This is a genomic window from Streptomyces sp. NPDC051578 (assembly GCF_044454045.1).
GTDB lineage: Bacteria > Actinomycetota > Actinomycetes > Streptomycetales > Streptomycetaceae > Streptomyces.
This window is the reverse complement of record NZ_JBITDH010000008.1, coordinates 254,426-277,808: the sequence shown is the minus strand read 5'-3', so window position 1 is coordinate 277,808 and position 23,383 is coordinate 254,426. Positions and strand designations below refer to the sequence as shown.

Annotated in this window: 20 protein-coding genes; 9 read left to right on the top strand and 11 right to left on the bottom strand. The window is 74.5% G+C overall.

The features are described from left to right. Positions 1 to 92: adenosylhomocysteinase (locus tag ACIA6C_RS27700; protein ID WP_399279836.1), on the top strand; the 92-nt coding region annotated here is incomplete at its 5' end. A gap of 4 nt (positions 93 to 96) precedes the next feature. Beyond that, the gene (locus ACIA6C_RS27695) at positions 97 to 762 is read left to right on the top strand and encodes a maleylpyruvate isomerase family mycothiol-dependent enzyme (RefSeq protein ID WP_361131504.1); all 666 of its coding nucleotides are present in this window, start codon (positions 97 to 99) and stop codon (positions 760 to 762) included. 71 nt (positions 763 to 833) lie between these two features. Here ACIA6C_RS27695 and ACIA6C_RS27690 read toward each other — a convergent pair whose 3' ends face one another. Then, entirely contained in the window at positions 834 to 1,577 is a 744-nt protein-coding gene (locus ACIA6C_RS27690; protein ID WP_361131507.1) for a PIG-L deacetylase family protein, read from the bottom strand. A 305-nt stretch (positions 1,578 to 1,882) separates the two neighbouring features. Between ACIA6C_RS27690 and ACIA6C_RS27685 the strand changes: the two genes are divergently transcribed. Further along, positions 1,883 to 3,454 (top strand): class I tRNA ligase family protein, encoded by a 1,572-nt coding sequence (locus tag ACIA6C_RS27685; RefSeq protein ID WP_399279813.1) that lies wholly within the window; start codon positions 1,883 to 1,885, stop codon positions 3,452 to 3,454. A 41-nt stretch (positions 3,455 to 3,495) separates the two neighbouring features. Beyond that, positions 3,496 to 4,812: a D-inositol-3-phosphate glycosyltransferase gene (gene mshA, locus ACIA6C_RS27680; protein WP_399279834.1), complete on the top strand. Its 1,317-nt coding sequence runs from the start codon at positions 3,496 to 3,498 to the stop codon at positions 4,810 to 4,812. Positions 4,813 to 5,247: 435 nt separating this feature from the next. Here the strand turns inward: mshA and ACIA6C_RS27675 are convergent, their stop codons facing one another. The 9 genes from ACIA6C_RS27675 to ACIA6C_RS27635 form a co-directional block, all read right to left on the bottom strand. Continuing rightward, positions 5,248 to 6,300: a LuxR C-terminal-related transcriptional regulator gene (locus ACIA6C_RS27675; RefSeq protein ID WP_399279811.1), complete on the bottom strand. Its 1,053-nt coding sequence runs from the start codon at positions 6,298 to 6,300 to the stop codon at positions 5,248 to 5,250. A 130-nt stretch (positions 6,301 to 6,430) separates the two neighbouring features. Continuing rightward, entirely contained in the window at positions 6,431 to 6,865 is a 435-nt protein-coding gene (locus tag ACIA6C_RS27670; RefSeq protein WP_361131516.1) for a transcriptional repressor, read from the bottom strand. 109 nt (positions 6,866 to 6,974) lie between these two features. After that, complete coding sequence (locus ACIA6C_RS27665; protein WP_399279809.1) at positions 6,975 to 7,874, bottom strand: SAM-dependent methyltransferase; 900 nt, start codon at positions 7,872 to 7,874, stop codon at positions 6,975 to 6,977. 171 nt (positions 7,875 to 8,045) lie between these two features. Further along, complete coding sequence (locus ACIA6C_RS27660) at positions 8,046 to 8,537, bottom strand: GNAT family N-acetyltransferase (RefSeq protein ID WP_361131522.1); 492 nt, start codon at positions 8,535 to 8,537, stop codon at positions 8,046 to 8,048. Positions 8,538 to 8,663: 126 nt separating this feature from the next. Further along, a complete protein-coding gene (locus ACIA6C_RS27655; RefSeq protein WP_399279806.1) occupies positions 8,664 to 9,578 on the bottom strand; it encodes a M56 family metallopeptidase in 915 nt (304 codons plus the stop codon). Next, entirely contained in the window at positions 9,575 to 9,967 is a 393-nt protein-coding gene (locus ACIA6C_RS27650) for a BlaI/MecI/CopY family transcriptional regulator (RefSeq protein ID WP_399279804.1), read from the bottom strand. Before ACIA6C_RS27650 ends, ACIA6C_RS27655 begins: the two co-directional genes overlap by 4 nt. Positions 9,968 to 10,133: 166 nt before the next feature. Then, complete coding sequence (locus ACIA6C_RS27645; protein WP_361131531.1) at positions 10,134 to 10,415, bottom strand: metal-sensitive transcriptional regulator; 282 nt, start codon at positions 10,413 to 10,415, stop codon at positions 10,134 to 10,136. Between the two features lie 9 nt (positions 10,416 to 10,424). After that, complete coding sequence (locus ACIA6C_RS27640; RefSeq protein ID WP_399279802.1) at positions 10,425 to 12,677, bottom strand: heavy metal translocating P-type ATPase; 2,253 nt, start codon at positions 12,675 to 12,677, stop codon at positions 10,425 to 10,427. Between the two features lie 103 nt (positions 12,678 to 12,780). After that, complete coding sequence (locus ACIA6C_RS27635; protein WP_361131537.1) at positions 12,781 to 13,068, bottom strand: cation transporter; 288 nt, start codon at positions 13,066 to 13,068, stop codon at positions 12,781 to 12,783. Between the two features lie 176 nt (positions 13,069 to 13,244). On the opposite strand from ACIA6C_RS27635, the gene ACIA6C_RS27630 reads away from it, so the two are divergent. From ACIA6C_RS27630 to ACIA6C_RS27615, 4 genes are all read left to right on the top strand, one after another. Continuing rightward, positions 13,245 to 14,252: a hypothetical protein gene (locus ACIA6C_RS27630; RefSeq protein ID WP_399279800.1), complete on the top strand. Its 1,008-nt coding sequence runs from the start codon at positions 13,245 to 13,247 to the stop codon at positions 14,250 to 14,252. Positions 14,253 to 14,357: 105 nt separating this feature from the next. Further along, on the top strand, positions 14,358 to 14,993 hold the full coding sequence (locus ACIA6C_RS27625) for a phosphatase PAP2 family protein (RefSeq protein ID WP_399279798.1): 636 nt from the start codon (positions 14,358 to 14,360) through the stop codon (positions 14,991 to 14,993). Next, positions 14,990 to 15,706 (top strand): phosphatase PAP2 family protein, encoded by a 717-nt coding sequence (locus ACIA6C_RS27620; RefSeq protein WP_399279796.1) that lies wholly within the window; start codon positions 14,990 to 14,992, stop codon positions 15,704 to 15,706. The genes ACIA6C_RS27625 and ACIA6C_RS27620 overlap by 4 nt, the downstream gene beginning before the upstream one ends. A gap of 174 nt (positions 15,707 to 15,880) precedes the next feature. Further along, positions 15,881 to 21,709 carry a condensation domain-containing protein gene (locus ACIA6C_RS27615; RefSeq protein WP_399279794.1) on the top strand — a complete coding sequence of 1,943 codons (5,829 nt, stop codon included), beginning with the start codon at positions 15,881 to 15,883 and terminating at the stop codon, positions 21,707 to 21,709. Positions 21,710 to 21,730: 21 nt separating this feature from the next. Here the strand turns inward: ACIA6C_RS27615 and ACIA6C_RS27610 are convergent, their stop codons facing one another. Beyond that, on the bottom strand, positions 21,731 to 22,180 hold the full coding sequence (locus ACIA6C_RS27610) for an Lrp/AsnC family transcriptional regulator (protein WP_361131553.1): 450 nt from the start codon (positions 22,178 to 22,180) through the stop codon (positions 21,731 to 21,733). A gap of 131 nt (positions 22,181 to 22,311) precedes the next feature. Between ACIA6C_RS27610 and ACIA6C_RS27605 the strand changes: the two genes are divergently transcribed. Continuing rightward, entirely contained in the window at positions 22,312 to 23,313 is a 1,002-nt protein-coding gene (locus ACIA6C_RS27605; protein WP_399279792.1) for an asparaginase, read from the top strand. The last annotated feature ends 70 nt before the right edge of the window (positions 23,314 to 23,383 follow it).

The following is a 23,383-nucleotide window of genomic DNA, read 5'->3' as shown; positions in this document are numbered from 1 at the left end:
GCGTCAAGCTCACCACCCTGCGCCCGGAGCAGGCCGCCTACATCGGCGTCAAGGTCGAAGGCCCGTACAAGCCCGACCACTACCGCTACTGATGCCATGTCAGTGACGGAGGACATGCGCGACCCCTGGCTCCCGGACCGTCTCCTGCGCACCGAACGCGACGCCCTGATACCGCTGTTGCGCCGCACGCCGGCGGCCGCGTACGCGCTGCGCACCGCCTGCCCGGGGTGGACGGTGCGCGACGTGCTCGCCCACTGCGCGGCCGCCCTCGTCCGCATCGTCGAGGGCCGGCTGGAGGAAGGGGTCTTCCTCCCCGCGGCCAACGCCGCCGACGTCGCGGAACGCGCGGACCGGCCCCTGGCCCGGATCCTGGACGAGCTGGAGCGCGGTCTGACCGAGGCCGGTCCGGCCATCGCGGCCGGTGACGGCACCCTGGACGCGGTGGCGTTGGGGGAGTGGATCCACGCGGGCGACGTACGGGAAGCCCTCGGCGAGCCGGGGGCCTACGCCGGGGCCGCCCTGGCGCTCTCGCTGCCCCTGCTCCGCACGACGAGCCGCAGGCGCGGAACGCCCCGGCTGCTGGCGGACATCGCCGGGCAGCGCGAGGCGCTGGTACTGGGCAACGCGGTGGACGGCCGTCCCGCCGCCCGGTTCCGGGGCGACGCGCCGACGCTGATCCGCCTCTACTCGGGCCGCCCGCTGGTCGGGACGCGCTACGAACTGGTGGGCGCCGCAGAGGAGGAACTGCTCATCTACCGCTGACGCCGGGAATCGGCGCAAGGAACGGCTCACGGTCCCGGTCCCCGCCGCCCACACGGCGCGCGGACCGGGACTCAGTCGATCCTGACGACCTGGAAGGCCTCCGCCAGGCGCCCCGCGGGCAGCCCCGCCGCCGTCGCGTGCTCACCCAGCCACCGCCGGAGCAGCCCCGCCAGGTCGTCGAAGTGCGCCGTCTGCGAGGTGTGGATGCGCAGCGCCTCCACCTTGCGGTCGAAGACCGACGTCACATCGATGTACTGGTTCGGGGTGGGTCCCGTCATCAGCCACAGCTCCGGCACGATCCAGGGCTCCAGCCCCTCCTCCTTGAGCAGGGACGGGTGGGCGAACGGGTTGCGCGCCTCCGGGTAGATCGCCCGCAGGGCGGCGTCACCGACCGCCCGGTGGTCGGGGTGCAGGTCGGCCACGCGCGCCCAGTTGATCTCGGGGCTGGGGATGACGGCGCGCTGCGGACGGACCTGACGGATCACCCGGCACAGGTCGCGGCGCAGGTCGACGCCGGCTTCGACGTAGCCGTCGGGGTAGCCGAGGAAGCGGACGTCGTCCACTCCGCTGCGCTTGGCGGAATGCACCTGTTCGGCCCGGCGGAGGTCTCCCATCGCCTGGCGGGGCAGTTGTTCGTCGTATCCGCCGGCGCCGCCGTCCGTGACGATGCAGTACGTCACGCGGGTCGTGCCCTGAGCGATCCACCGCATGACCGTGCCGCTGACGCAGAACTCGATGTCGTCCGGGTGCGCGGCCACCACGAGCAGGGATTCCGGGGCGCTTCGGTCTATGGGATCGGTCGCGAAGTGTTCCATGGGACCAGCCTGTTGGGCGTCCGGAGGGGCCGCAAGACAACCCTTTGGCGTGTCCGCGCAACGGCGTGAATGCGCAAGCACTTCCCCGGCCCGCCGCTTGTTTCCTCTGGCAGGCTTATCGGGACCCGGCATCCCCCATTGTCACCGTGAAGCCGGGAGCCGTGAATTCGACCGCATGCGCGTCCCACTCACCGCAGGGAGACCGAGCGAAGAATGCCATTCCACGAACCGCAGGAATCCTTAACCAGCTCCACCCCTATCGAGCCTCGCTGAGCATTGCGCACCACAGCGTCAAGGAGGTCCCATTGAGCACCCCCGTCTGGATCACCGCGACCCCGCCCGCCCCCCACGGCGAACTCCACGTCGGCCACCTCGCGGGACCGTACGTCGCCGCCGACGTCCTCGCGCGGTACCTGCGCGCCGAGGGCGCACCGGTCCTGTTCACCACGGGCACCGCCGACCACAGCAGCTCCGTCCACGTCCGTGCCCTGCGCGCGGGGCGCAAGCCGGAGGAGGTCGCCGAGGGCTTCCGGGAGGCGATCACCGCGGACTGGCTGCGCTCGGGGATCGAGTTCGACCACATCGTGCGGCCCCGCCAGGACGAGGGCTACGGCCGACGGATGGCGCAGCTGTTCCGCGGGCTCCACGCGGAGGGCGTCATCGCCGCCCGCACGCGCCTGACGCCGTACTGCGAACCGTGCGGGCGCTGGCTGCACGGGGCGCACGTGACGGGCTCCTGCCCGCACTGCGGGGAGCCCAGTGAGGGCGGCACCTGCCACGAGTGCGCCCGGCCCAACGACGGCGGCGACCTCCTCGCGGCGCGGTGCACCCGGTGCGGGACGGCCGCGGCGCTCCGCCGCTGCCGGCGCCTGTACATCCCGCTGGAGCCGTTCCGCGACGCCCTGGCCGCCTACTGGGCCGACGCCGGCCTGCCGCCCCGGCTGGCCGCGCTGTGCGAATCGCTGCTGGAGGACGGCCTGCCGGACCTCGTGGTGACGAACCCGGCGGAGTGGGGCCTGCCCGTGCCCGTCGACGGCTTCCCCGAGCACCGGATCGACAGCTGCTTCGAAACCGCCGCGATGCACCTCTTCGGCTGCGGCGACGACCGTCCCGTTCCCGAACGCGCCGTCCACTTCTGCGGGTTCGGCCACTCCTTCTGCCACGCCGTGCTGCTGCCGGTCCTGCTGTCCGCCCGCGGGGTGAAGCCCGCGCAGGACTTCTGCGTCAACGAGGCGTACGTCATCGAGGACGAGGGGCCCGGCGCCGGCCACAAGGCGTGGGCGCTGGACCTGATCACCGAGTACGGGTCCGACACCCTGCGCCGCCACGTCCTGGCGGCCCGGCCCCTCGGCCGGCGCACGCACTTCGACACCGGCCGGCTGGCGGCGGCCCGCCGGGAGCTGGACGAGAACTGGAACAGCTGGCTCTCGCGGCTGTTCGCCGCCGTGCGCGAGCAGTGCGGCGGCCTCGCACCGGCAGCGCTCCCGGGCGGCACCGGCTGGCAGGTGCTGGAGCGGCGGCTGCTGCGCGCCGTGGAGGACGTGCGCGAAGCGTACGGGCCGGACGCCTTCGATCCGCGCCGGGCGGTCGCCGTGCTCGACGAAGTCGTCCGCGCGGTCGGCGACTTCGGCCATGTCAACGCCCACGGCGCACACCGCCCCGGCGCCGGCGGCCGCCACCTGCCGGCGCTGTCGGCGCAACTGGCCGTCGCCCGGGCGCTCAGCGCGTGGGCCCGGCCGGTGATGCCGGAGGGCGCGGACCGGCTGGCCTCGGCCCTGGGAACCGCAGCGGGACTGCCCGTCTCCGCCGGGGCGCTCGCACCACCTCCACCCGGCACCCGGCTGGCACCGCCCTCGGGACCGGTGTTCGGCTTCTGAACCCCTTCCGCTAGGAGATCCACGTGTCCCTGCGCGTCGCCATGCTCAGCGTCCACACCTCGCCGCTGCACCAGCCCGGCACCGGGGACGCGGGCGGCATGAACGTCTACATGGTCCAGTTGTCCCGGGCCCTCGCGGAACACGGCGTCGAAGTCGACCTGTACACCCGGTGCCGGGGCGAGGGCGGACCGGCCCGGGTCGACCTCGCGCCCGGCGTACAGGTACGCCACCTGCCCGCCGGTCCGCGCGCCGCGCTCCCCAAGGAGGCCATGCCGGGGCTGGTGCTCCCGTTCTCGCTGGCGCTGCTCAAGGAGGACCGGCGCTACGACCTGGTCCACTCCCACTACTGGCTCTCCGGGCAGGCCGGCCGGATCGCCGCGGCCGGCTGGCGGATCCCCCTCGTGCACACCGCCCACACCCTGGCCCGGGTGAAGAACGCCGCCCTCGCGGAGGGCGACCGGCCCGAGCCCGAGCTGCGGATCCGGGGCGAGCACCAGGTGGCCGCTTCCGCGGACCGGCTCATCGCCAACACGGCCGACGAGGCCCGGGCGCTGCGGGAGTCGTACGGGGCCTGCGCCCGCCGGACCGAGGTCGTACGGCCGGGGGTCGACCTGGGCACCTTCGGGCCGGGCGGGGGGCGGGCACAGGCGCGGGCCCGGCTCGGTCTGCCGGCGGACGCGTTCGTCCCGATGTACGCGGGCCGGATCCAGCCCCTCAAGGGCCCCGACGTCATGGTGCGGGCGATCGCCGAGCTGCTGTCGGCGGCCCCGTGGCTGCGCCCGCGGACCGTCGTCCCGGTCGTGGGCGGGCATTCGGGCTCCGGGCCCCGCGATGGTGCCTGGGAGCTGGCCCGGGAGCTGGGGGTGGCGGACGTGCTGCGGCTCTCCCCGCCCGTGCCGCAGCGGGAGTTGGCCCAGTGGTACCGGGCCGCCGACGTCCTGGTGGTCCCCTCGCGCAGCGAGTCGTTCGGGCTGGTCGCCCTGGAGGCCCAGGCCTGCGGGACCCCGGTCCTGGCCGCGGCGGTCGGCGGTCTGCCGACCGCGGTGCGGGACGGGGTGACGGGGATGCTGGTGGAGGGCCACGATCCGGCCGCGTACGCGACGCGGCTGCGCCACCTCGTCGAGCGTCCCGGGGCGGGGGTCGCGATGGGGGAGGCGGCCGTGGCCCATGCGCGGTCGATGAGCTGGCGGGCCGCCGCCGCGCGGACGCTGGAGGTGTACCGGGGCGCGCTGGCCGAGGAGCGGCGGACGGCGGCGGTCGACGGGCGCCGGGAACGAGTGAGGCAGGAGCGGCGGCACGCTCCTGCCTCGCCGACGCCTCTCTCCTGGAGGGTCGAGAAGGCCGGATCGCCAGCCTAACAGCTCTTTTGAGCTGACCAAAGGTATGTAAGCGTAACGTCAATGTGAACTCCGGTCCGGGCGGCTCCAGTTCCGCCTCAGACGCGCTACAGAAATCGGGGCCAGCCCCGAATGGCGTACGACAATGGAGAGGTCTTCGACGCAATCCCGGCGGCACGGGTCGCGAAGACGCCGATCGTCAATCGCCATTGCGGCTTCCTGGAGGAATCATGTCCGCTCACCCGTCCTGTACCGCGAACGTCCCCACCCCCTGCTCCGTGTCGGACGGCAACGGCTGGGACTAGTCGCGACGGCTTCGCGACGGCCTCGCTCGGCTTCGCGACGCCCTACGGCAAAAGCCCCGCGCGCGCCTTTCCCCAACGGGTCGGGCGGCGGCGGGGCTTTTCCGTCGTGCGGTGTGGTGCGGTGTGGTGCGGTGCGAGGTGGTGCGGCCGGTCAGTCCAGCCAGCCGAGGCGCTGGGCGCGCACTCCGGCCTCGAACCGGCTCGACGCCCCCATTTCCTGCATCAGTTCGGACAGCATGCGGCTGACCGTGCGAAGCGAGACGCCGAGCGTCCGGGCGACCTTCTCGTCCTTCATGCCCGAGGCCAGCATCTTGAGGGCGGCCCGCTGCTGTTCGGACAGCCCGTCCCCGCCGACCTCGGGGGCGGCGTCGTCGCCGTACGGTGTGGCCGCGTGCCAGCAGTGCTCGTACAGCGCCCGGTAGGAGCGGACGAGGGCCGGACCGCGGGCGAGGATCGCGCCGGCCGACCGGTCCTCCGGGTGGACGGGCAGCACGGCGAACTGCTGGTCGGCGATGATCATGTTCATCGGGACGGCGGGGGACAAACGGATCTCCACGCCCGCCTCGACCCGGCGGCGCAGCATCTGCGTCGCCTCCGGGGAGGTGGTGATGCGCTGGTGGTAAATGGCCCGGATGCGCACGCCGTTGTCGATCTGGCGCCGGTCCCGGCTGAGGACCCGGTCGGCGACCTCGCGGACGAGGGCCGTCACGTGCATCGAGGCCAGGTCGTGCTGGATGACGTCCGTGATGTCCTCCAGCACCTGCTGGATCCGGCCGTAGTCGTCGAGGATCTCCACCTCGACCTCGGAGCCGCTCAGCGAACCCGGCCGCAGGAAGGTGCCGACCAGGGTTTCGAGCGAGCCGTAGGCCCGGTCCGACTCGTCCAAGTGCTCGCGCAGTCGCTCGCGTTCGCGTCGCAGCATGCGCAGCAGGGCGATCTCGGGGTCCACCACGGCGACGGCGTCCGCCGCGGACTCCCAGGTGCCGGCCTGGAGGTCGGCGCGCGTGGCGTGGGTGGTCCCGGTCGGCACGATCAGTCCGAGCTCGATCAGTTCGGCCCGCCGCCGCTCGTACTCCTCGGGGGCCAGGCCGAGTTCGCGGGAGACGTCGCCCACGTCGGACACCCCGCGCAGGCGCAGCTCCTGATAGAGAGCGAACACCCTGTCGGCCGACTGGATGCCGTCCCTGCCATCGCCCGCTGCCATCGCGCAGTGACCCCCTCGTCTTACGAATCGACAGTCACACTTTGACACATGTGGCTGGAGGAGCTCCCGCCGCCTCGATTCGTATGTGACGGGCGTCACGCGGGCCGTTCGGCCGCTCCGGCGGGACCTCCTACGGCCGCTCCTGCGCGCGCAGGCAATCGGGGCAAAGGCCCTTGAACACCACTTCCGCGCCGCCGTCCATACGCCAGTCGAGGAGCGCCTCGTCGGTCGGCTCGGGCACCCGGGCCCGTACGTTCTCCACCCGGCCGCAGCGCAGGCAGAGCGCGTGCTGGTGCGGCGGGCCGGCGATCTCGAAGACGGCGGGCAGTCCCGGGCGGTCGAACTTGGCCGCCAGCCCCGTCTCCAGGAAGTGGCGCAGCATCTCGTAGACGGCCTGGCTGGTCAGCGTGCCGAGCCGTTCGCGGGCCGCCGCGGTGATGGCCTCCACGTCCATGTGGCCGCCGGCGGTCAGGACCTGCAGGACTTCCAGGCGCGGTCCCGTCACGCGCAGCCCCACGTCGCGGAGGCGCTGGATCACCGCCTCGCGGCCGGTCGACTCCTCCACGACAGCCATTCCTCCGCCACCCACTCGCCGTTGGTCCACCCAAACCTTTGAGTGCATCGTACCTCTTGCCCCCGCCCGGGGAGAGGGTGCGGGAGGGGGAGGCCGGGGGTCAGCCGGCGGCGCGGCAGACGAGGAAGACGCTCTCGGTCCGCTCGTCGAGGCGATGGCGGAAGCGGCGCTCGACGCACAGTCCCGCCGCCTGGAGTTCGGCCGTCAGCCGGGCCGGGTCGACGATCCACTTGTCGGTGGTCAGGACCACCCGTTCGCTGTTCAGCTTCCCGGTCCGCACGGTGTAGTACGTGATCCGCTCGCTCATCTCCTCCAGGTCGAAGACCTGACGGGCGACGGCCCACTCCTCGACGCCGTCGAACCGCGGGACCTCGAAGGCCCAGGTCCGCTGCGGCTCCTCGGCCAGGCCGCGCAGCCGGTGGGCGGTGTAGTCGAGGGCGAGGACGCCGCCGGGCGCCAGGTGGGCGGCGACCTCTGCCAGCAGCCCCGGACGCGCGGCGGGCGGCAGGGCGCAGACCATCGTCCCGGCCAGCAGCGCCAGCCGGTAGGTCCGCCGCAGCCGCAGCGATGCCAGGTCCGCCCGGGTGGTGGTCACCCGGGCCGATACCTGGGGGCCGATCCGCCGGCCCCAGGCACCCAGCCGCTCCAGACAGGCCGGGTCACGGTCCACGCCCTCGACCTCGAAGCCGTGGCGGGCGAAGGGCACCGCGAGCCGCCCGGCGCCGCAGCCCAGGTCCAGTACCGGGCCGTCGGCCTCGCGGGCGAGCCTCAGGCAGCGGACGATGTCGGCGCTGTACGGGCCGAGCAGTGCGCCGTGCAGCCAGGCCGAGTGCTCCTCCACGGGCGAGACCGACTCCAGGCCGGGCAGGAAGTCCGCCGCGTCGCGGATTCCGGCGCCGACGAGCACCGGGGCGCCGGCGCCCGCGAGCCGTGCGGACGGCAGGACCGGTGCGAGCGCGGCGGGCACGACGGGCAGGGAAGTGCCGCTCGGTGTGTGCATCGCTCCTCCAGGGGCTCGCTGGGTCCGGCCGTCCGGGGCGTGGCGCCCGTGCCGCCGGGACCGCGCCGCTGGGGAAATCCTGTCCCGGGGGCGGGGTCCCCGGCCAGCGGAACGGGCTGCGTGAACACGCGATGGCGTGGATCTGCCACGGGCCGCGGGAGCTGGGGGGCGTCAGAGCGTACGGCGCAGGCGCACCGGGGTGACGCCGGTGAAGCCGTGACGGGTGAGGAAGGGCACGGCGGGGTCGGCCTCGGAGGGCAGCCCGGCGGGCAGGCCGATCCACTGCGAGGTGGCCCCGTACGTCCGCATCCGCTCGGTCGCCGCCGCCAGCAACGCCGTCCCGATCCCGCCGCGGCGCCGGTCGGCGGCCACGCACAGGGAGTACAACTCGCCTTCGGCGGCGACGGGGACACCTCCCGAGACGGCCCCCACGACCCGCCCGTCCGCATCGGCCGCCACCAGCCAGCCCAGCCGGCCGGGCGCCCCGCCGGGAATTTCAATTTCCGCTCTTATCAGGGGCAGGGAGCATTGGTCCGACACCAGGCGCGCGGTCCGGATTTCCCCGAGCGCGGCGCCGTACCCCTCGCGAATCGAGACTCCCAGCAGCCGGGATATCGCCGTCGCGTCACCGGGCGCTGCCGATCGCACGTCAGCCAGCAGCATTCGTCCCGCACCCCTCGCGTCCCGGTCCTCGGCCCGTACCCGCCCACAATAGCGGGGAATTCAAGTGGCCGGTGGCGGTGAGAAATCTACGAATTCGCTTAGTAAATGCGGTGATTGGGGCCGCGGCTATCCGGGGACCGAGCAGCAGGCGAAGACCAGCGGCGCGACCACCGACACCACGGCGGCCACCGCGAGCAGCCCGCGCAGCACCGGCCGGCCCGGCGCGGGCGGCGCCAGGATGCGGCTCATGCGCAGCGCGGCCGAGGGGCCGCCCGCCGCGAACGCCCTGTGCGGCGCCCGCCCGGCGGCCAGTGCGTACAGCGCGTGGGCCAGCGCGTCAGGGGAACAGCCGCGCAGCGCCCGGTCGTCGGCGGCCATCTCCAGGAGCAGCGGTACCGCCCTCCCGCCGATCCGGGCCAGCGGCAGCCTGCGGAACACCCTGCCCGAGTACGCCCCGGCCGCGGCGACCAGCAGGTGGTGCCGGCCGCCGATGTGGGCCCGCTCGTGGGCGAGCGCCGCGGCCAGTTGCGGCGCCGTGAGCATCTCGACCGCGCCCGAGGACACCACCACCCGGCGCGAGCGCCCCGGCAGGCAGTACACGGCGGGCCGCGCGTCCTCCAGTACGGTCACCCCGAGGTGCGGGTCGGGCCGGCCGACCAGCCGCAGCAGCTCGGCGTGGCGCGTCCGGGCCCGTCGAGCCCGCAGCAACTCCCGTACGAAACCGGTCGCGGGCACCGCTGCGACGGCGAGCGCTGCGCCCGCGGCGAGGAACTCCCGGGCCGAACCGGCCGCCATCCGCCGAGGTGACGGCAGGCGCAGCGTCAGGGCCAGGTCGACGAGACGGTGGCTCGTGCGCGCCGGCAGCAGCAGCTGCGCCGGCAGCATCGCCGCCGCGAGCGCGAACACGGCGGCGCAGGCGATCCAGACGGCCAGCGCCAGGCGCGGCGCCTGCTGCGCCCAGCGGGCCCGGACCAGCAGCCAGGGGAAGACCAGGCCGGTGACCAGGGCCAGGCCGAGCGGGGGCAGGACGTGGTGGTTCACCGTCCGCTTCCCGGGGCGTCGGCGTCGGCGTGTCCGGGGCGGGCGGCGCGCAGGGCCGCGTCCAGCGCCTCGACGTCCTCGTGGGACATGCGCTCCACGAACCGCAGCAGGGTGGCCTTGCGGTCCTGGCTGTCGCCGAGCGCGTCCTGCATGAGCGCCGCCGTGTACTCCTCGCGGCTGCGGACGGCCTCGTAGATCCAGGCGCGGCCGGACTTCTCCCGGCGCAGCCAGCCCTTGCGGTGCAGGATGTCGGCCACGGTCATGACGGTGGTGTAGGCGACGCGGCGCCCGAGGTTGATGTCGTCGACGACCTCACGGACGGAGGCGGGCCGCTGCCACAGCCAGAGCCGGTCCATGATCTCGGCCTCCAGATCTCCCAGTCGGCGCACGCGCATTCCTTTCGGCCCTCACCCCTCGCGAGCGGCTCATCGTACGGGCCGCCCCTTGCCCTGCGGCATACCCCCGGCGGGTAGGCGACCGGCCCCACGGGCCCGGAACGGCGAACTGCCCTCCCATGAAGTCGGCTCCATGGAAGGGCAGTCGGCCGCGTTCCGGTCAGGCGCGGATCAGTCGGGAGATCGCCTTGGTGGCCTCGCCGACCTTCTCCTTCGCCTGGTCGCCGCCCTGCGCGATGGCCTCGGTGACGCAGCAGGCGAGGTGTTCGTCCAGCAGAGTCACCGCGCAGGACTGGAGCGCGGCGTTGATCGCGGACACCTGGGTCAGTACCTCGATGCAGTAGACGTCGTCGTCCACCATCCGCTGCACGCCGCGGACCTGGCCCTCGATCCGCCGCAGGCGTCTGATGACGTCTTCCTTGTGTGCTGAGTAACCGGCCACGAGGACTCCTCAGTTGTCGGCGGCGCGGAAGCCGCGCAGACGCAGGCTGTTGCCGACGACGAAGACGGAGGAGAAGGCCATGGCCGCTCCGGCGATCATCGGGTTGAGCAGTCCGGCCGCGGCGAGCGGCAGGGCGGCCACGTTGTAGGCGAAGGCCCAGAACAGGTTCGAGCGGATGGTGCCGAGCGTCTTGCGGGCGAGCCGGATGGCGTCGGCGGCGGCCCGCAGATCCCCGCGCACCAGCGTCAGGTCGCCCGCCTCGATGGCGGCGTCCGTGCCGGTCCCCATCGCGAGGCCCAGGTCGGCCTGGGCGAGCGCGGCCGCGTCGTTGACGCCGTCCCCGACCATGGCGACGCTGCGGCCCTCGGCCTGGAGCCGCTTGACGACGTCGACCTTGTCCTGCGGCATGACCTCCGCGATCACCTCGTCGATGCCGACCTCCGCCGCGACGGCCTCGGCCACCGCCTTGTTGTCGCCGGTGAGCAGGATCGGGGTGAGCCCGAGGGCGCGCAGCCGCCCGATCGCCTCGGCGCTGGTGTCCTTGACCGCGTCGGCGACCTCCAGCAGCGCGCGGGCCTGCCCGTCCCAGGCGACGGCGATCGCGGTACGGCCCGCGGCTTCGGCGGCGGCCTTGGCGTGCTCCAGGTGGGCCGGCAGGCTGATCGCCCACTCGGCCAGCAGCTTCTCGCGGCCGACGAGCACCGCGTGCCCGTCCACGACGCCCTGGACGCCGAGGCCGGGGATGTTGGCGAAGTCCTCGGGGGCGGGCAGGGCGCCCACCCGGGCGGCCGCGCCGGAGGCCACGGCCTGCGCGATCGGGTGCTCGGAGGCGTGCTCCAGGGCTCCGGCCAGGCGCAGTACGTCGTTCTCGGAGGTGCCTTCGGCGGTGTGCACCGCGAGCAGGGTCATCTTGCCGGTGGTGACTGTGCCGGTCTTGTCCAGGACGATCGTGTCGACCTTGCGGGTGGTCTCCAGGACCTCGGGGCCCTTGATCAGGATGCCGAGCTGGGCGCCCCGGCCGGTGCCGACCATCAGGGCGGTCGGGGTGGCCAGGCCCAGGGCGCACGGGCAGGCGATGATCAGTACGGAGACCGCGGCGGTGAACGCGGCGGTGAGTCCCGAGCCGGAGCCGAGCCAGAAGCCGAGGGTGGCCAGCGCGAGGCCGATGACGACCGGTACGAACACGGCGGAGATCTTGTCGGCGAGGCGCTGGGCGGCGGCCTTGCCGTTCTGGGCGTCCTCGACCAGCTTGGCCATCCGGGCCAGCTGGGTGTCGGCGCCGACCCGGGTGGCCTCGACGACCAGGCGTCCGCCCGCGTTGAGGGTGGCGCCCGTGACGGAGTCCCCGACCCCGACCTCGACGGGTACGGATTCACCGGTGAGCATGGAGGCGTCGACGGCGGAGGAGCCCTCCACCACGGTGCCGTCGGTGGCGATCTTCTCGCCGGGGCGGACCAGGAAGCGGTCCCCGGCCCGGAGTTCGGCGGTGGGCACGGTGACCTCGCGGCCGCCGCGCAGCACCGTGACCTCCTTGGCGCCCAGTTCCAGCAGCGCCTTGAGCGCGGCTCCGGCCTTGCGCTTGGAGCGGGCCTCGAAGTACCGGCCGGCGAGGATGAAGGCGGTGACTCCGGCCGCGGCCTCCAGGTAGATGTTCCCGGCGCCGTCGGTGCGGGCGATGGTGAACTCGAAGGCGTGCGTCATGCCGGGCGTTCCGGCGCTGCCGAAGAACAGCGCCCACAGCGACCACAGGAACGCGGCCGTCGTACCCACCGAGATCAGGGTGTCCATCGTGGCGGCGCCGTGCCGGGCGTTGGTCCACGCGGCGCGGTGGAAGGGCCAGGCGGCGTACGTGACCACGGGCGCGGCCAGGGTCAGCGAGAGCCACTGCCAGTACTCGAACTGGAAGGCCGGGACCATGGCCAGCGCCACGACCGGCACGGCGAGGCAGACGGCGGCCACCAGCCGCTGACGCAGCGGGAGCAGCTCGTCGGGCTCCTCCGCGGGCGCCTGCGGGCCGCCGTTCTCCGGGGCCTTCACGGGCTCGCGCGCGGTGTAGCCGGTGGCTTCGACGGTGGCGATGAGGTCCGCCACGGAGATGTCGGCGTCGAAGGTGACCCTCGCCTTCTCGGTGGCGTAGTTGACGGTGGCCTCGACCCCGTCCATGCGGTTGAGCTTCTTCTCGATGCGGGCCGCGCACGAGGCGCAGGTCATGCCGCCGATGGCGAGCTCGACCTGGGCGGCGCCGGCTGTGGTGGTGGTCATGAGAACTGCTCCTCGTTCGAGCGGGGTGGGGGCCGGGGCCCGGCGGCCCGGGCGGATGGCGCGGGGCGCGGCGGCGGGCCCCGGCGGCCGGGCCGGGCGGGTGTCAGGCGGCCCGGCCGGTGAGTTCGTAGCCGGCGTCGTCGATCGCGGCGGCGACGGCCGCGTCGTCGGGCTCGCCCGCCGTGGTCACGGTGACCAGGCCGCCGTCCACGTCGACGTCTACGGAGAGGACGCCGTCGAGCGCGCTCACCGAGGCGGTGATGGCGCTCTTGCAGTGGCCGCAGGTCATGCCGGAGACGCGGTAGGTGGTGGCGGTGCTGTCGGCGATGGCGACGGCCGTCTGCGCGGCGCCGGTGCCGCAGCTGCCTTCGGGAGTGCAGCAGGAAGACATGGATCTCTCCTTCGTCGGTCGGTATACCCTGAGGGGGTATCCCTGTCGGCTTCCAGATATACCCCCCAGAGGTATCCGGCGCAAGCGGCGGGCTCGGCTTGACTTGATACCCCCCAGGGGTATGGTGAAGTGCATCGAACCGCCGAACGCGGGCCACGTCGTACGGGAGAGCAGCCATGAACACCGGAGTGAGGATCACCGCTTATGCCGCCGCGCTCGCCGCGGCCTTCGGAGCGGCGTACGGGGTCGGCAAGGGGGTCGGGCCCGTGAACGCCCCCGCGTCCTCCGAGCACGCCGCCCATGCGGCGCGGGCCGGGGTGTCGTCCGCCGCGGGCGGCGGGCACGCGGGCCACGAGGAGGGCGCGGCCCAAGGGCCGGCGGCGGGAGGGCTGCAGATCTCGGAGGGCGGCTACACGCTCGCCCTCGACACCCGGCAGGTCGCGCCCGGGCAGGGGGAGCTGAGGTTCTCCGTCAAGGACCGCGAGGGCCGCAAGGTCACCGCGTTCAAGACCGAACACGGCAAGGAACTGCACTTCATCGTCGCCTCGCGCGACCTGACGGTCTACCGGCACCTGCACCCGGTCCGCGCCGAGGACGGCACCTGGTCGACCCCCGTCGACCTGCCGTCGCCCGGCGCCTACAAGGTATTCGCCGACTTCACCCCGGCCGCCGCCGACGCCAAGGGAGTCACCCTCGGCGCCGACGTGTCCGTGCCCGGGCCGTACGCCCCCGCCCCGCTGCCGCCGGTCGTACCCACCGCCGAGGTGGACGGCTACCAGGTGGCGCTGGCCGGCGCGCCCGTCCCGGGCAAGGCGCAGGAGCTGAGGCTCACCGTCAGCAAGGACGGCAAGCCGGTCGTCGACCTGGAGCCCTACCTCGGCGCCTACGGCCACCTCGTCGCCCTGCGCGACGGAGACCTGGCCTACCTCCACGTCCACCCGAACGCCGGCGGTCCCGGCCCGGACGTCTCGTTCACGGCGACGGCCCCCAGCGCGGGCACCTACCGGCTCTTCCTGGACTTCCAGCACCAGGGCAAGGTCCACACCGCCGCGTTCACGGTCCGGGTCGGTGGTCAGGCGGCACCCGAAGCGCCCGCAGGTCCCGCGACTCCCGCAGCTCCCGCGTCACCCGAAGCGCCCGCCGCCCCTACGGCTCCCGAAGTGCCCGAGACGCACTCCCACTAGCCGCCCGAGTCCGCCGCCTGGCGTACGCCTCGCCTGCGCAAGACACCGACGCCTCCTACAGTGACGTAGACCATCTACGTCATCCGTAGGAGGGAGTGGCGATCCATGACCCTTCCCGCGCACGTTCCCGCCCCGAGGGCCCTTCCCGCCCTCGACGGAGCGTCCCTCGACGGCCGCCTGTACACCCACGTCACCGGGCTCGCCGGACGGTCACCCGGCTGGCTGGACACGCTGGTCTCGCACTGGTCGGCGTACGGCCTGGGCCTGTTCGCCGTGCTCATGCTGGCCGCCTGGTGGCGGGCCCGGCCCGGGAACGCCCCCCGCATCGCGATGGCACTGGCCGCGCCGGTCGCCGTGGTCCTCGCCTACGCGGCCAACGCCCTGATCAAGGCCCTGGTCCGGGAACAGCGCCCCTGCCGGACCCTGCACACCGTCACCCTGGAGGCGTGCCCCGGCCCGGACGACTGGTCCTTCCCCAGCAACCACGCCGCCATCGCCGCCGCCGCGGCGGTCGCGCTCTGGCTCGTCGACCGCGGTCTCGGCTCCATCGCCGCCCTGGCCGCGCTGCTGATGGCGCTCTCCCGGGTCTGGGTCGGCGCCCACTACCCGCACGACGTGGTGCTCGGCCTGGTGGTCGGCGCCGCCGTCGGCTGGTGCCTGACGCTCGCGGCCCGGCGCGGCGCACCGCTGGTGGAACGGGCCCGCGCATCCCGGCTGCGGCCGCTGGTCGCGCCGAGGTGAACCGAGCGGTGGCGGCGGCGGGGGTGGCGGCCGTGTGCGCCGCGCTCTTCGCCCTGCTCGCGGCCACCGTCGCCGGCCGGCACGGCCTCCCGTTCCCCGTCGACCGGAGCCTGCACGTCTGGTCCGTACGCCACCGGCCGCCCTGGGCCGCCACGTGCGCCCGCCTCCTCACCGCGACCGGCACCTGGCCGCTGCCCTACCTCGGCGCGGTGGCGGCCGGACTGATCGCCGGCCGCGACGCGCGGGAGCGGCGACTGGCCGCCATCGCCGCGCTCCTCTTCCTCCTCCTCGCCCAGGCCACCCGCTACGCCGCGCTCTTCCTGGTCCACCGGCCGCGCCCCGCCCCGGCCGACTGGGCGACCACCGCCACCGGTTACGCCTTCCCCTCCGGCCATACCACCACCTCCGCCCTGGTGGCCGGACTGCTTGCCTGGGCCCTGTACCGCACCACCCGCCCCGCCGTCGCCCGCACCGGCGCCGCACTGCTCGTCTGCTGGGCGGTGGCCGTCGGACTCAGCCGGATCTACCTCGGCGTCCACTGGCCCAGCGACGTCATCGGGGGATGGCTGTACGCCCTCACCTGGCTCGCGGCGGGCCACGCCGTACTCACCCATACGGCGCGGACGGGGACGTACCCCCTGCAGGCACTTCCCAGCGGGCCTCGTCCGAAGTTCGAGCGCCGCTCAGCGGGTCGATACGGCGCCCTTCCCTAACCTGCCCGTCAGAAGGTTCCGAGCACCTCCCGGCGCGACCGGCGGGGCAATGCGACGAGACGCGGACACGGCCGGTCGGCCGTGGGGACGGGGCGGGATGTCTGACATCGGCACCACGAACGATCCGGTCACCCGGCAAGCGCCCACCACCGGACCCCGTCCCCGGGGCCGCAGATGATCCCCCTGTCGTTCGCCCAGCGCCGCCTGTGGTTCCTCCACCGGCTGCAAGGCCCCTCGGCCACCCACAACGTGCCCTTCGTCCTGCGCCTGCGGGGCGAACTGGACCCGGACGCGCTGGAAGCGGCCGTGCGGGACCTGGTGGCCCGGCACGAGAGCCTGCGCACGCTGTTCGTGGAGGACGAGCACGGCGACGCGTTCCAGCGCATCGTGCCCCCGGCGGGCGTGCCGCTGACCGTGCCCGTGACCGACGTGGCGCCCGAAGGGGTTCCGACCGCCGTGGCCCGCGCCGTGTCCTACCCGTTCGACCTCACGGCGGAGATCCCCCTACGGGCGAGCGTGCTCAGGTGCTCACCCGAGGAGCACCTGCTGGTACTGGTCGCCCACCACATCGCCTGCGACGACGAGTCGGGCAGGCCCCTGGCGCGCGACCTGTTCGCCGCGTACGAGGCACGGCGCGCGGGACACGCCCCCGGGCGGGGCGAACTGCCCGTGCAGTACCAGGACTACACGGTGTGGCAGCGCCACCTGCTGGGCGACGAGGACGACCCGGCGGGCCTCGCCGCGGCCCAGGTGTCCTACTGGCGCGAGGAACTGGCGGGCGTCCCCCAGCCGTCGGCGCTGCCCACCGACCGCCCCCGGCCCCCGGCCGCGAGTTACCGCGGCGACCTGTACGAGTTCACGATCGAGCCGGAGCTGCTGTCCGGCATCGAGGAGCTGGCCGCCGGCCACGGCGCGACGGTGCCGGTGACGATGCAGTCCGCCCTGGCCGTGCTGCTGCACCGGCTGGGCGCGGGCGACGACCTCACGATCGGCTGCCCCGTCACCGACCGCACGGAGGAGGCCCTCACCGACCTCGTCGGCTGCCTCGCCAACACCTGGGTGCTGCGGCTGGACCTGAGCCGCGACCCCTCCTTCTCCGAACTCCTCGGGACGGCCGCCACCAAGGCGCTGAACGCGTACGACCTGCACGACGTGCCGTTCGAGCGACTGGTGGAACTCATCGCCCCCGAACGTTCCACCGCCTACCACCCGCTGTTCCAGGTGCGGTGCGCCTGGCAGCCCTCCCCGCCCGAGATCGAGGTCCCCGGGCTCAGGGTCGCCTTCGAACCCGTTTGCACCGCCGCCGCCACCTGCGACCTGTCCTTCCTCATCGTCCCGGATCCGGCCGGGGGAGCACGGGTCCGTCTCTCCTACGCCACCGACCTGTTCGACCGCGGCACGGTGGAGGGGCTCGCCGCCCGGTTCCTGCGGGTGCTGCGCGGGATCGTCGCGGACCCGGGGGTCCGGGTCGGCGCGGTGGACGTCCTGTCCGACGACGAGCGCGAACGGCTGCTGGGGCCGGCCGGCGGCTCGGCCGCCGCGGAGCACGGGGAGACGGTCGTCGCGCTCTTCGAGCGTCAGGCACGGGCCACTCCGGACGCCGTGGCCGTCCTCGATGCGGACGGCGCCCTCACCTACGGGCAACTGGACGCCCGCGCCGACCGGGTGGCGCGGGAGCTGATCCGGCGCGGCGCCGGTCCCGAGGGCCTCGTCGGGCTCGCGCTGCCCCGTGGCGCCGGGTACGTCGTCGGCCTGCTCGGCGTCCTCAAGTCCGGCGCGGGCTGCCTTCCGCTCGGTCCCGGGCGGCCCGGCGCGGCACCGCTCGGCGCCGTCCTCGCCGACGCCTGCCCGGTGCTGGTCCTGACCGACTCCGCCGGTGCGGGCGCCCTGCCCTCCGGCGAGGTCCCGCTGCTGCGGGTGGAGGACATCGGCGACGGGGCAGCGGGAGACCCGGTCCGGGTCCCGGACCCGCTCCCCGGCCACCTGGCCTGCGTGCTCCACGGAGCCCGGGAGCCCGGGGGCCTCGCCGTCACGCACCGGGACCTGGCCGACGGCGTCCGCCGGCTGACCCGGCGCCTCGGCGTCCTCGCCGGGCGGCGGACGCTCGCCGGGTCCCGGCCCGGCTCCGACGTGTCGGCGTACGAGATCCTCACCCCGCTCTGCGCCGGAGGCAGCGTCGAAGTGGGCGACGTGGGCGCGGCGTTGACGCAGTCGCGCGGCCGGCCCGCGCAGGTGGTCAGTACGACCCCGTCCGTGTTCGCGGCGCTGGCCGACCGGATCCCGGCGGGCACCGGCGTACGCGCGCTGGTTCTCACGGGAGAGCCGGTGCCCGCGTGGCTCGTGGACCGGGCCCGGGCGGCCGTTCCCGGCGTCCGGGTGGTCGACGCATACGGCCGGGCCGACGCCTTCTGCGTCCCCGAGGTCCCCGAGCACGGCCCGGACGCCACCGGCGTACGGACCTACGTGCTCGGGCCGGGTCTGGCGCCCGCACCGCCGGGGGCGGTCGGCGAACTGTACGTCGGCGGCACAGTGGGCCGCGGCCACCCCGGGCGGCCCGGTGCGACGGCGCAGCGGTTCGTCGCGGACCCCTTCGGGCCGGCCGGCGGCCGGATGTACCGGACGGGCGACCTGGCGCGGTGGGGCGCCGACGGCCGGCTGGAGGTGCTGGGCCCCGCCGGGGCGCAGGTCACCGTACGCGGGCTGCGCGTCGAACCGGCCCTGGTGGAGGGCGCGCTGATGGCCCACCCGGCCGTCTCCCAGGCCGTGGCCGTCGCCCGTGAGGGCCGCTGCGGAAGCCCCTGCCTGGTGGCCTACGTCGTACTCGCGGGCGGCGAGGACGGCGGCGGTGGCGAGTACGAGGCCGAGTTGCGGCGCTTCGTCTCCACGCGGCTGCCCGACCACCTGGTCCCCGCCTCCTTCACGGTGCTCGACCGGATGCCGTTGACGGCGGACGGCACGCTGGACCGGTCGGCGCTGCCCGCGCCCGACCTCGCCGACCGTGTCTACCGCGCCCCGCGCACCGCCACGGAGGAGGTGCTGGCCGAGGCGGTCGGGGAGGTGCTCGGCCTGCGACGGGTCGGTGTCGACGAGGACTTCTTCCAGGCCGGCGGCGACAGCATCCGCTCCGTCCAGGCCGCCGCGCGGGCCCGCGCCCGGGGCGCCGACGTGACGCCGAAGGAGATATTCGAACACCGCACCGTGGCCGACCTGGCGGTCCTCGCCGCCGAACGGATCCGCGACACCCCGGAACCCGCCGAACCGGAGGGTGACGGCGTCGGCTGGATGCCGCTGCCGCCCGCGGCCCGGCACCTGATGGGCCGAGGCGGCGGCACGGACCGGCTCGCGCGGGCACAGCTGCTCGAACTCCCCCTGGAGACCGACCGGTCGACCTTGATGGCGGCCCTCGGTGCGGTCCTGGACCGCCACGACGTGCTGCGCTCCCGGCTGGTGCAGGACCCGGAACCCGGGCTGCGGGTCGAGCCCGTCGGACTCGTGAGCCCGGCCGTGCTGGTGCGCCGGATCTTCTGCGGCGGCCCGTGGGACGAAACGCTGATCGCCGCCGAACTGGACGCGGCGGCCGGCCGGCTGGACCCGGCCGCCGGGGTGATGGCCCAGTTCGTCTGGTTCGACCGCAGCGCCGTGGGCGCAGGGGGCACCGGACGGCTGCTGGTCGTCCTGCACCGGCTCGTCGCCGACGCCGCGTCGTGGCGGATCCTGCTGCCCGACCTGGCCGACGCCTGGGCCCGGGCCCGGTGCGGGCGCGCCACGCTGCCCCGGGCGGGAACCTCCGTACGCCGCTGGGCGCACGCGCTGGAACGGCGGGCGGCCGATCCCGACCGGGTCGCCGAGCTGCCGGCCTGGCGGGAGGTCCTCGCGGCGCCGGACAACGTCCTCGGCAGCCGCCGCCCCGACCCGGCCGTGGACGTGGCGGCCACCGTGCGGACGGTACGGGTACGGGTCCCGGAAGCGGTCGCGGAGCCCGTGGTGACCACCGTCCCCGCAGCCTTCCGCTGCCGGCCCGAGGACGTACTCCTCACCGCACTGGCCCTGGCGCTGGCCCGGTGGCGCCGCGGCCGGGGCGACGCGCAGACCTCCTCCCTGGTCCGTCTCGAAGGCCACGGCCGCAACCACGACGCGCAGGCGGGCGCCGAACTCGACCGGACCGTCGGCCCGTTGGCCGCCGCGTTCCCGGTACGCCTGGACGTCGCAGGCATCGACCTGGACGAGGCGCTCGCCGGGGGCCCCGCCGCCGGGCGCGCCCTGAAAGCCGTCAAGGAGCAGCTGCGCGCCGTCCCGGACGAGGGGACGGGATACGGGCTGCTGCGCCACCTCAACCCGGGCACCGCCGCCGAACTGGCGGCGTACCCCGAGCCGCAGATCGGCTTCGGGCACCTGCGCCGCTTCGGCGCTGACGACATGCCGGTCGGGCTGCGGGGCATCGGCTGGGTACCGGCGGCCGACGGGGACGAGCCGGCCCCGGCCCCGGACGGGCAGGCGCCCGCGCCGTCGGCCCTGGAGATCGCGGCCTGTACGACGGTCGGCGAGGCGGGTACCGGACTGACCGCCTCCTTCGGCTTCCCGACGGGCGTGCTGTCCGAGGCGGAGGTGACGGAGCTGGCCGGCCTCTGGGTCACCGCGCTCACCGGCATCGCCCGGCACGCCCGCCGGCCGGGCGCCGGTGGCCTGACGCCCTCGGACATGCCGCTGGTGACGGTGGCGCAGACGGAGATCGAGGAGTGGGAGGCCCGCTACGGGCGGCTGGCCGAGGTGTGGCCGGTGTCCCCCGTCCAGTCGGCGGTCCTGCGCCCCGCCGGCCCGGCCGGGTCACCGCCAGCCGTGTACCCGGTGCAGCTCGTCATCCCGGTGGAAGGCCGGGTGGACCCCGTACGGATGCGGGCCGCCGGGCAGGCCCTGGCGGCCCGACACCCCAACCTGCGGGCGGGGTTCGTCACGGCCGCCACCGCAGACCTCCTGCGGATCGTGCCCGAGGACGTGCCGGTGCCCTGGCGGTACCTCGACCTGGCGGCGGCCGGCGAGGCCGTCCGGGACGCGGAGAGCGAGCGGCTGCTCGCCGCCGAGCGCGCCGCCCGCTTCGACCCGCTCGCCCCGCCGCTGATCCGGCTCGCCCTGATCGGCCTCGGGGACGGCGCACACCTGGTGGTCACGGCACACCCGGCGCTGTTCGACGACCGGTCGGCGGCGGTGCTGATGAAGGACCTGGCCCGGCTCTACGGCGTCGGCGGGGACGCGTCGCTGCTCACGGCCGCCCCGGGGTACGGGGACCACCTGAACGGCCCCGGGCTCCTCGGAGGGACACCGCGGATCCCGGCGCAGGCCGCCGCCCCCCGGGCGGCCGGGCCCGCGGGCGGACCCGGGACCGGCCGGGTCGAGGTCGAGGTGGGGACGGGAGACGCGCTGGGGCTGTCCCGGCGCGCCGCCGAGCTCCGGATCGCGCCGGACACGCTGGTGCGGGGCGCCTGGGCGATCCTGCTCGCCCGGCTCGCCGGCAGCCGCGACGTGGTGTTCGGCGTGAGCGACCCCGGTCGGCCGACCGGACGGCCCGGCGCCCAGGAGCTGGTCGGCCTGTTCGCCCGCACCGTCCCGGTACGAGTCTGCTACGCACCTGGCGACACGGTGGCGCAGCTCCTGCGGACGCTGGAGCACCACCCCGGCGACGGCCCGGCCCGGCCGTTCGACTCGCTGGTCGTCCACGAACCGTGCCCGGACGGTCCGGACGGTCCGTGCGGGACCACCACCTCGGCGGGCATCACCCTCAAGGGCGCCCGCTTCACGGGAGGTTCCCCGTACCCGCTGACGCTGCGCGTCGCCGGGGCCGGCACGCGGTTCACGCTCGACTTCCGCTGCGACTCCTACGGGCGGGGCACGGTGGAGGCCCTCGCGGCCTCCTTCGCCGGGGTGCTGGCCCAGGTGCGGACCGATCCGCGGCTGCCCGTGGACGCGGTGGACGTGGGGGTGGCGCGGATCCGGGCCGCCGTGGGCTGACGCGGACGCGGGCCGGGCCCGCTACACCGGCAGGCCGGTCGGCTCCTTGATCCGCTTCATGATGATCTGCGAGTTGACCTCGGTGACCCCCGACAGGGCCGTGAGCTGCTCGATCCACAGGCGCTCGTAGGCCCGCAGGTCCGACACCGCGATCCGCAGCAGGCAGCCGGGGCTGCCGAAGAGGCGGTAGGCCTCGATGACGTCGGGAATGTCCTGGAGCGCGGCCTCGAAGGCCTCCACGGCGGCGCGGTCACGGCGCACCTCGACCGAGACCAGCACCTCGAAGCCCCGGCCCACGGCCTCCGGGTCGATCACCGCGCGGTAGCCCTGGATCACCCCGTCCTGCTCCAGCTGCCGCACCCGGCGCATGCAGGGGGAGGGGGTCAGACCCACGCGCTGGGCCAGCTCCTGGTTGCTGAGACGGCCGTCCCGCTGGAGCTCGCGCAAGATTTCTCGATCAATGGCGTCCATCGCGCAATTATCACCCAGTGAATGTGGACGGATGTGCCGCAATCGGCAATCGCATTGCGCGTAGATCTCTCTATCATTGCCGGTTGTAGCAAATGTGTGCGGACGTCGTACGAGAGAAGGTGGGGCAAGGGATGGGACGCGTCGTCGTCATCAGCACCGGCGGAACGATAGCCAGCCGCTGGCAGGGTTCCGGGTTCGCCGCCGACGCCGACGGCAGCGAGGTGATCGCCACCGCGCCCCTGCCCGAGGGCGTCACCGTCGAGGTGGTCGACCTGTTCAGCGTGAACAGCCCCCGGCTGACCACCGCCCACCAGCTCACCCTGCTGCGCACGGTCCACGAGGTCCTGGCCGACCCGGACGTGGAGGGCATCGTCGTCACGCACGGCACCGACACGCTGGAGGAGTCGGCCTTCCTGCTCGACCTGCACCACCACGACCCCCGCACCGTGGTCTTCACCGGCTCGCAGCTGCCCATGGGCTCCGCCGACGGCGACGGCCCCGGCAACCTCTACGACGCGCTGCTGACCGCCGCCACCACGCGCGGGCTCGGCGTGCTGGTCGCCTTCGCCGGCCGGGTGCACGCCGCACGCGGCACCGTGAAGACGCAGGCCGTGGCCCTGGACGCGTTCGCGGACCCCTCGAAGGAACTGCTCGGCAAGGTCGGCTTCGGGAAGGTCACCGTACTGCGCACCCCGCAGCGGCCGGCCCCGCTCGCCCTGCCCGCGATGCCGGAACTCCCGCCCCGGGTGGACATGGTCATGCACCACGCCGACGGTGACGCGACGCTGCTGAACGCCTCCGTGGAGGCGGGGGCGCGCGGGATCGTCCTGATCGGAACGGGCGCCGGCAACGCCACGCCGGAGATCGTGGACGCGGTCGCCGCCGCAGTCGCCCGCGGGGTCCTCGTCGCGCTCACCACGCGTGTGGCCGCCGGCCCGGTCACCGAGATCTACACGCACGGCGGGGCGGTCGACCTCGTCGCCGCCGGGGCCGTGCCGACGGGCACGCTGCGCGCGGGACAGGCCCGCATCGCGGTCCTGTCCGCGCTGCTCGCCACCGACGAGCCGGCCGAGCAGGCCCGGGTGCTGCGGGCGGCGCTGTCCTCCGGCGCCCCGGTCCTGGTCGGCGCCTGACCGAACCCGCCCGGCCGCGGCGCCGCGGCCGGGCGGCGGGCCGCAAGACCGGGCTGCGGGGAAGGCCGGG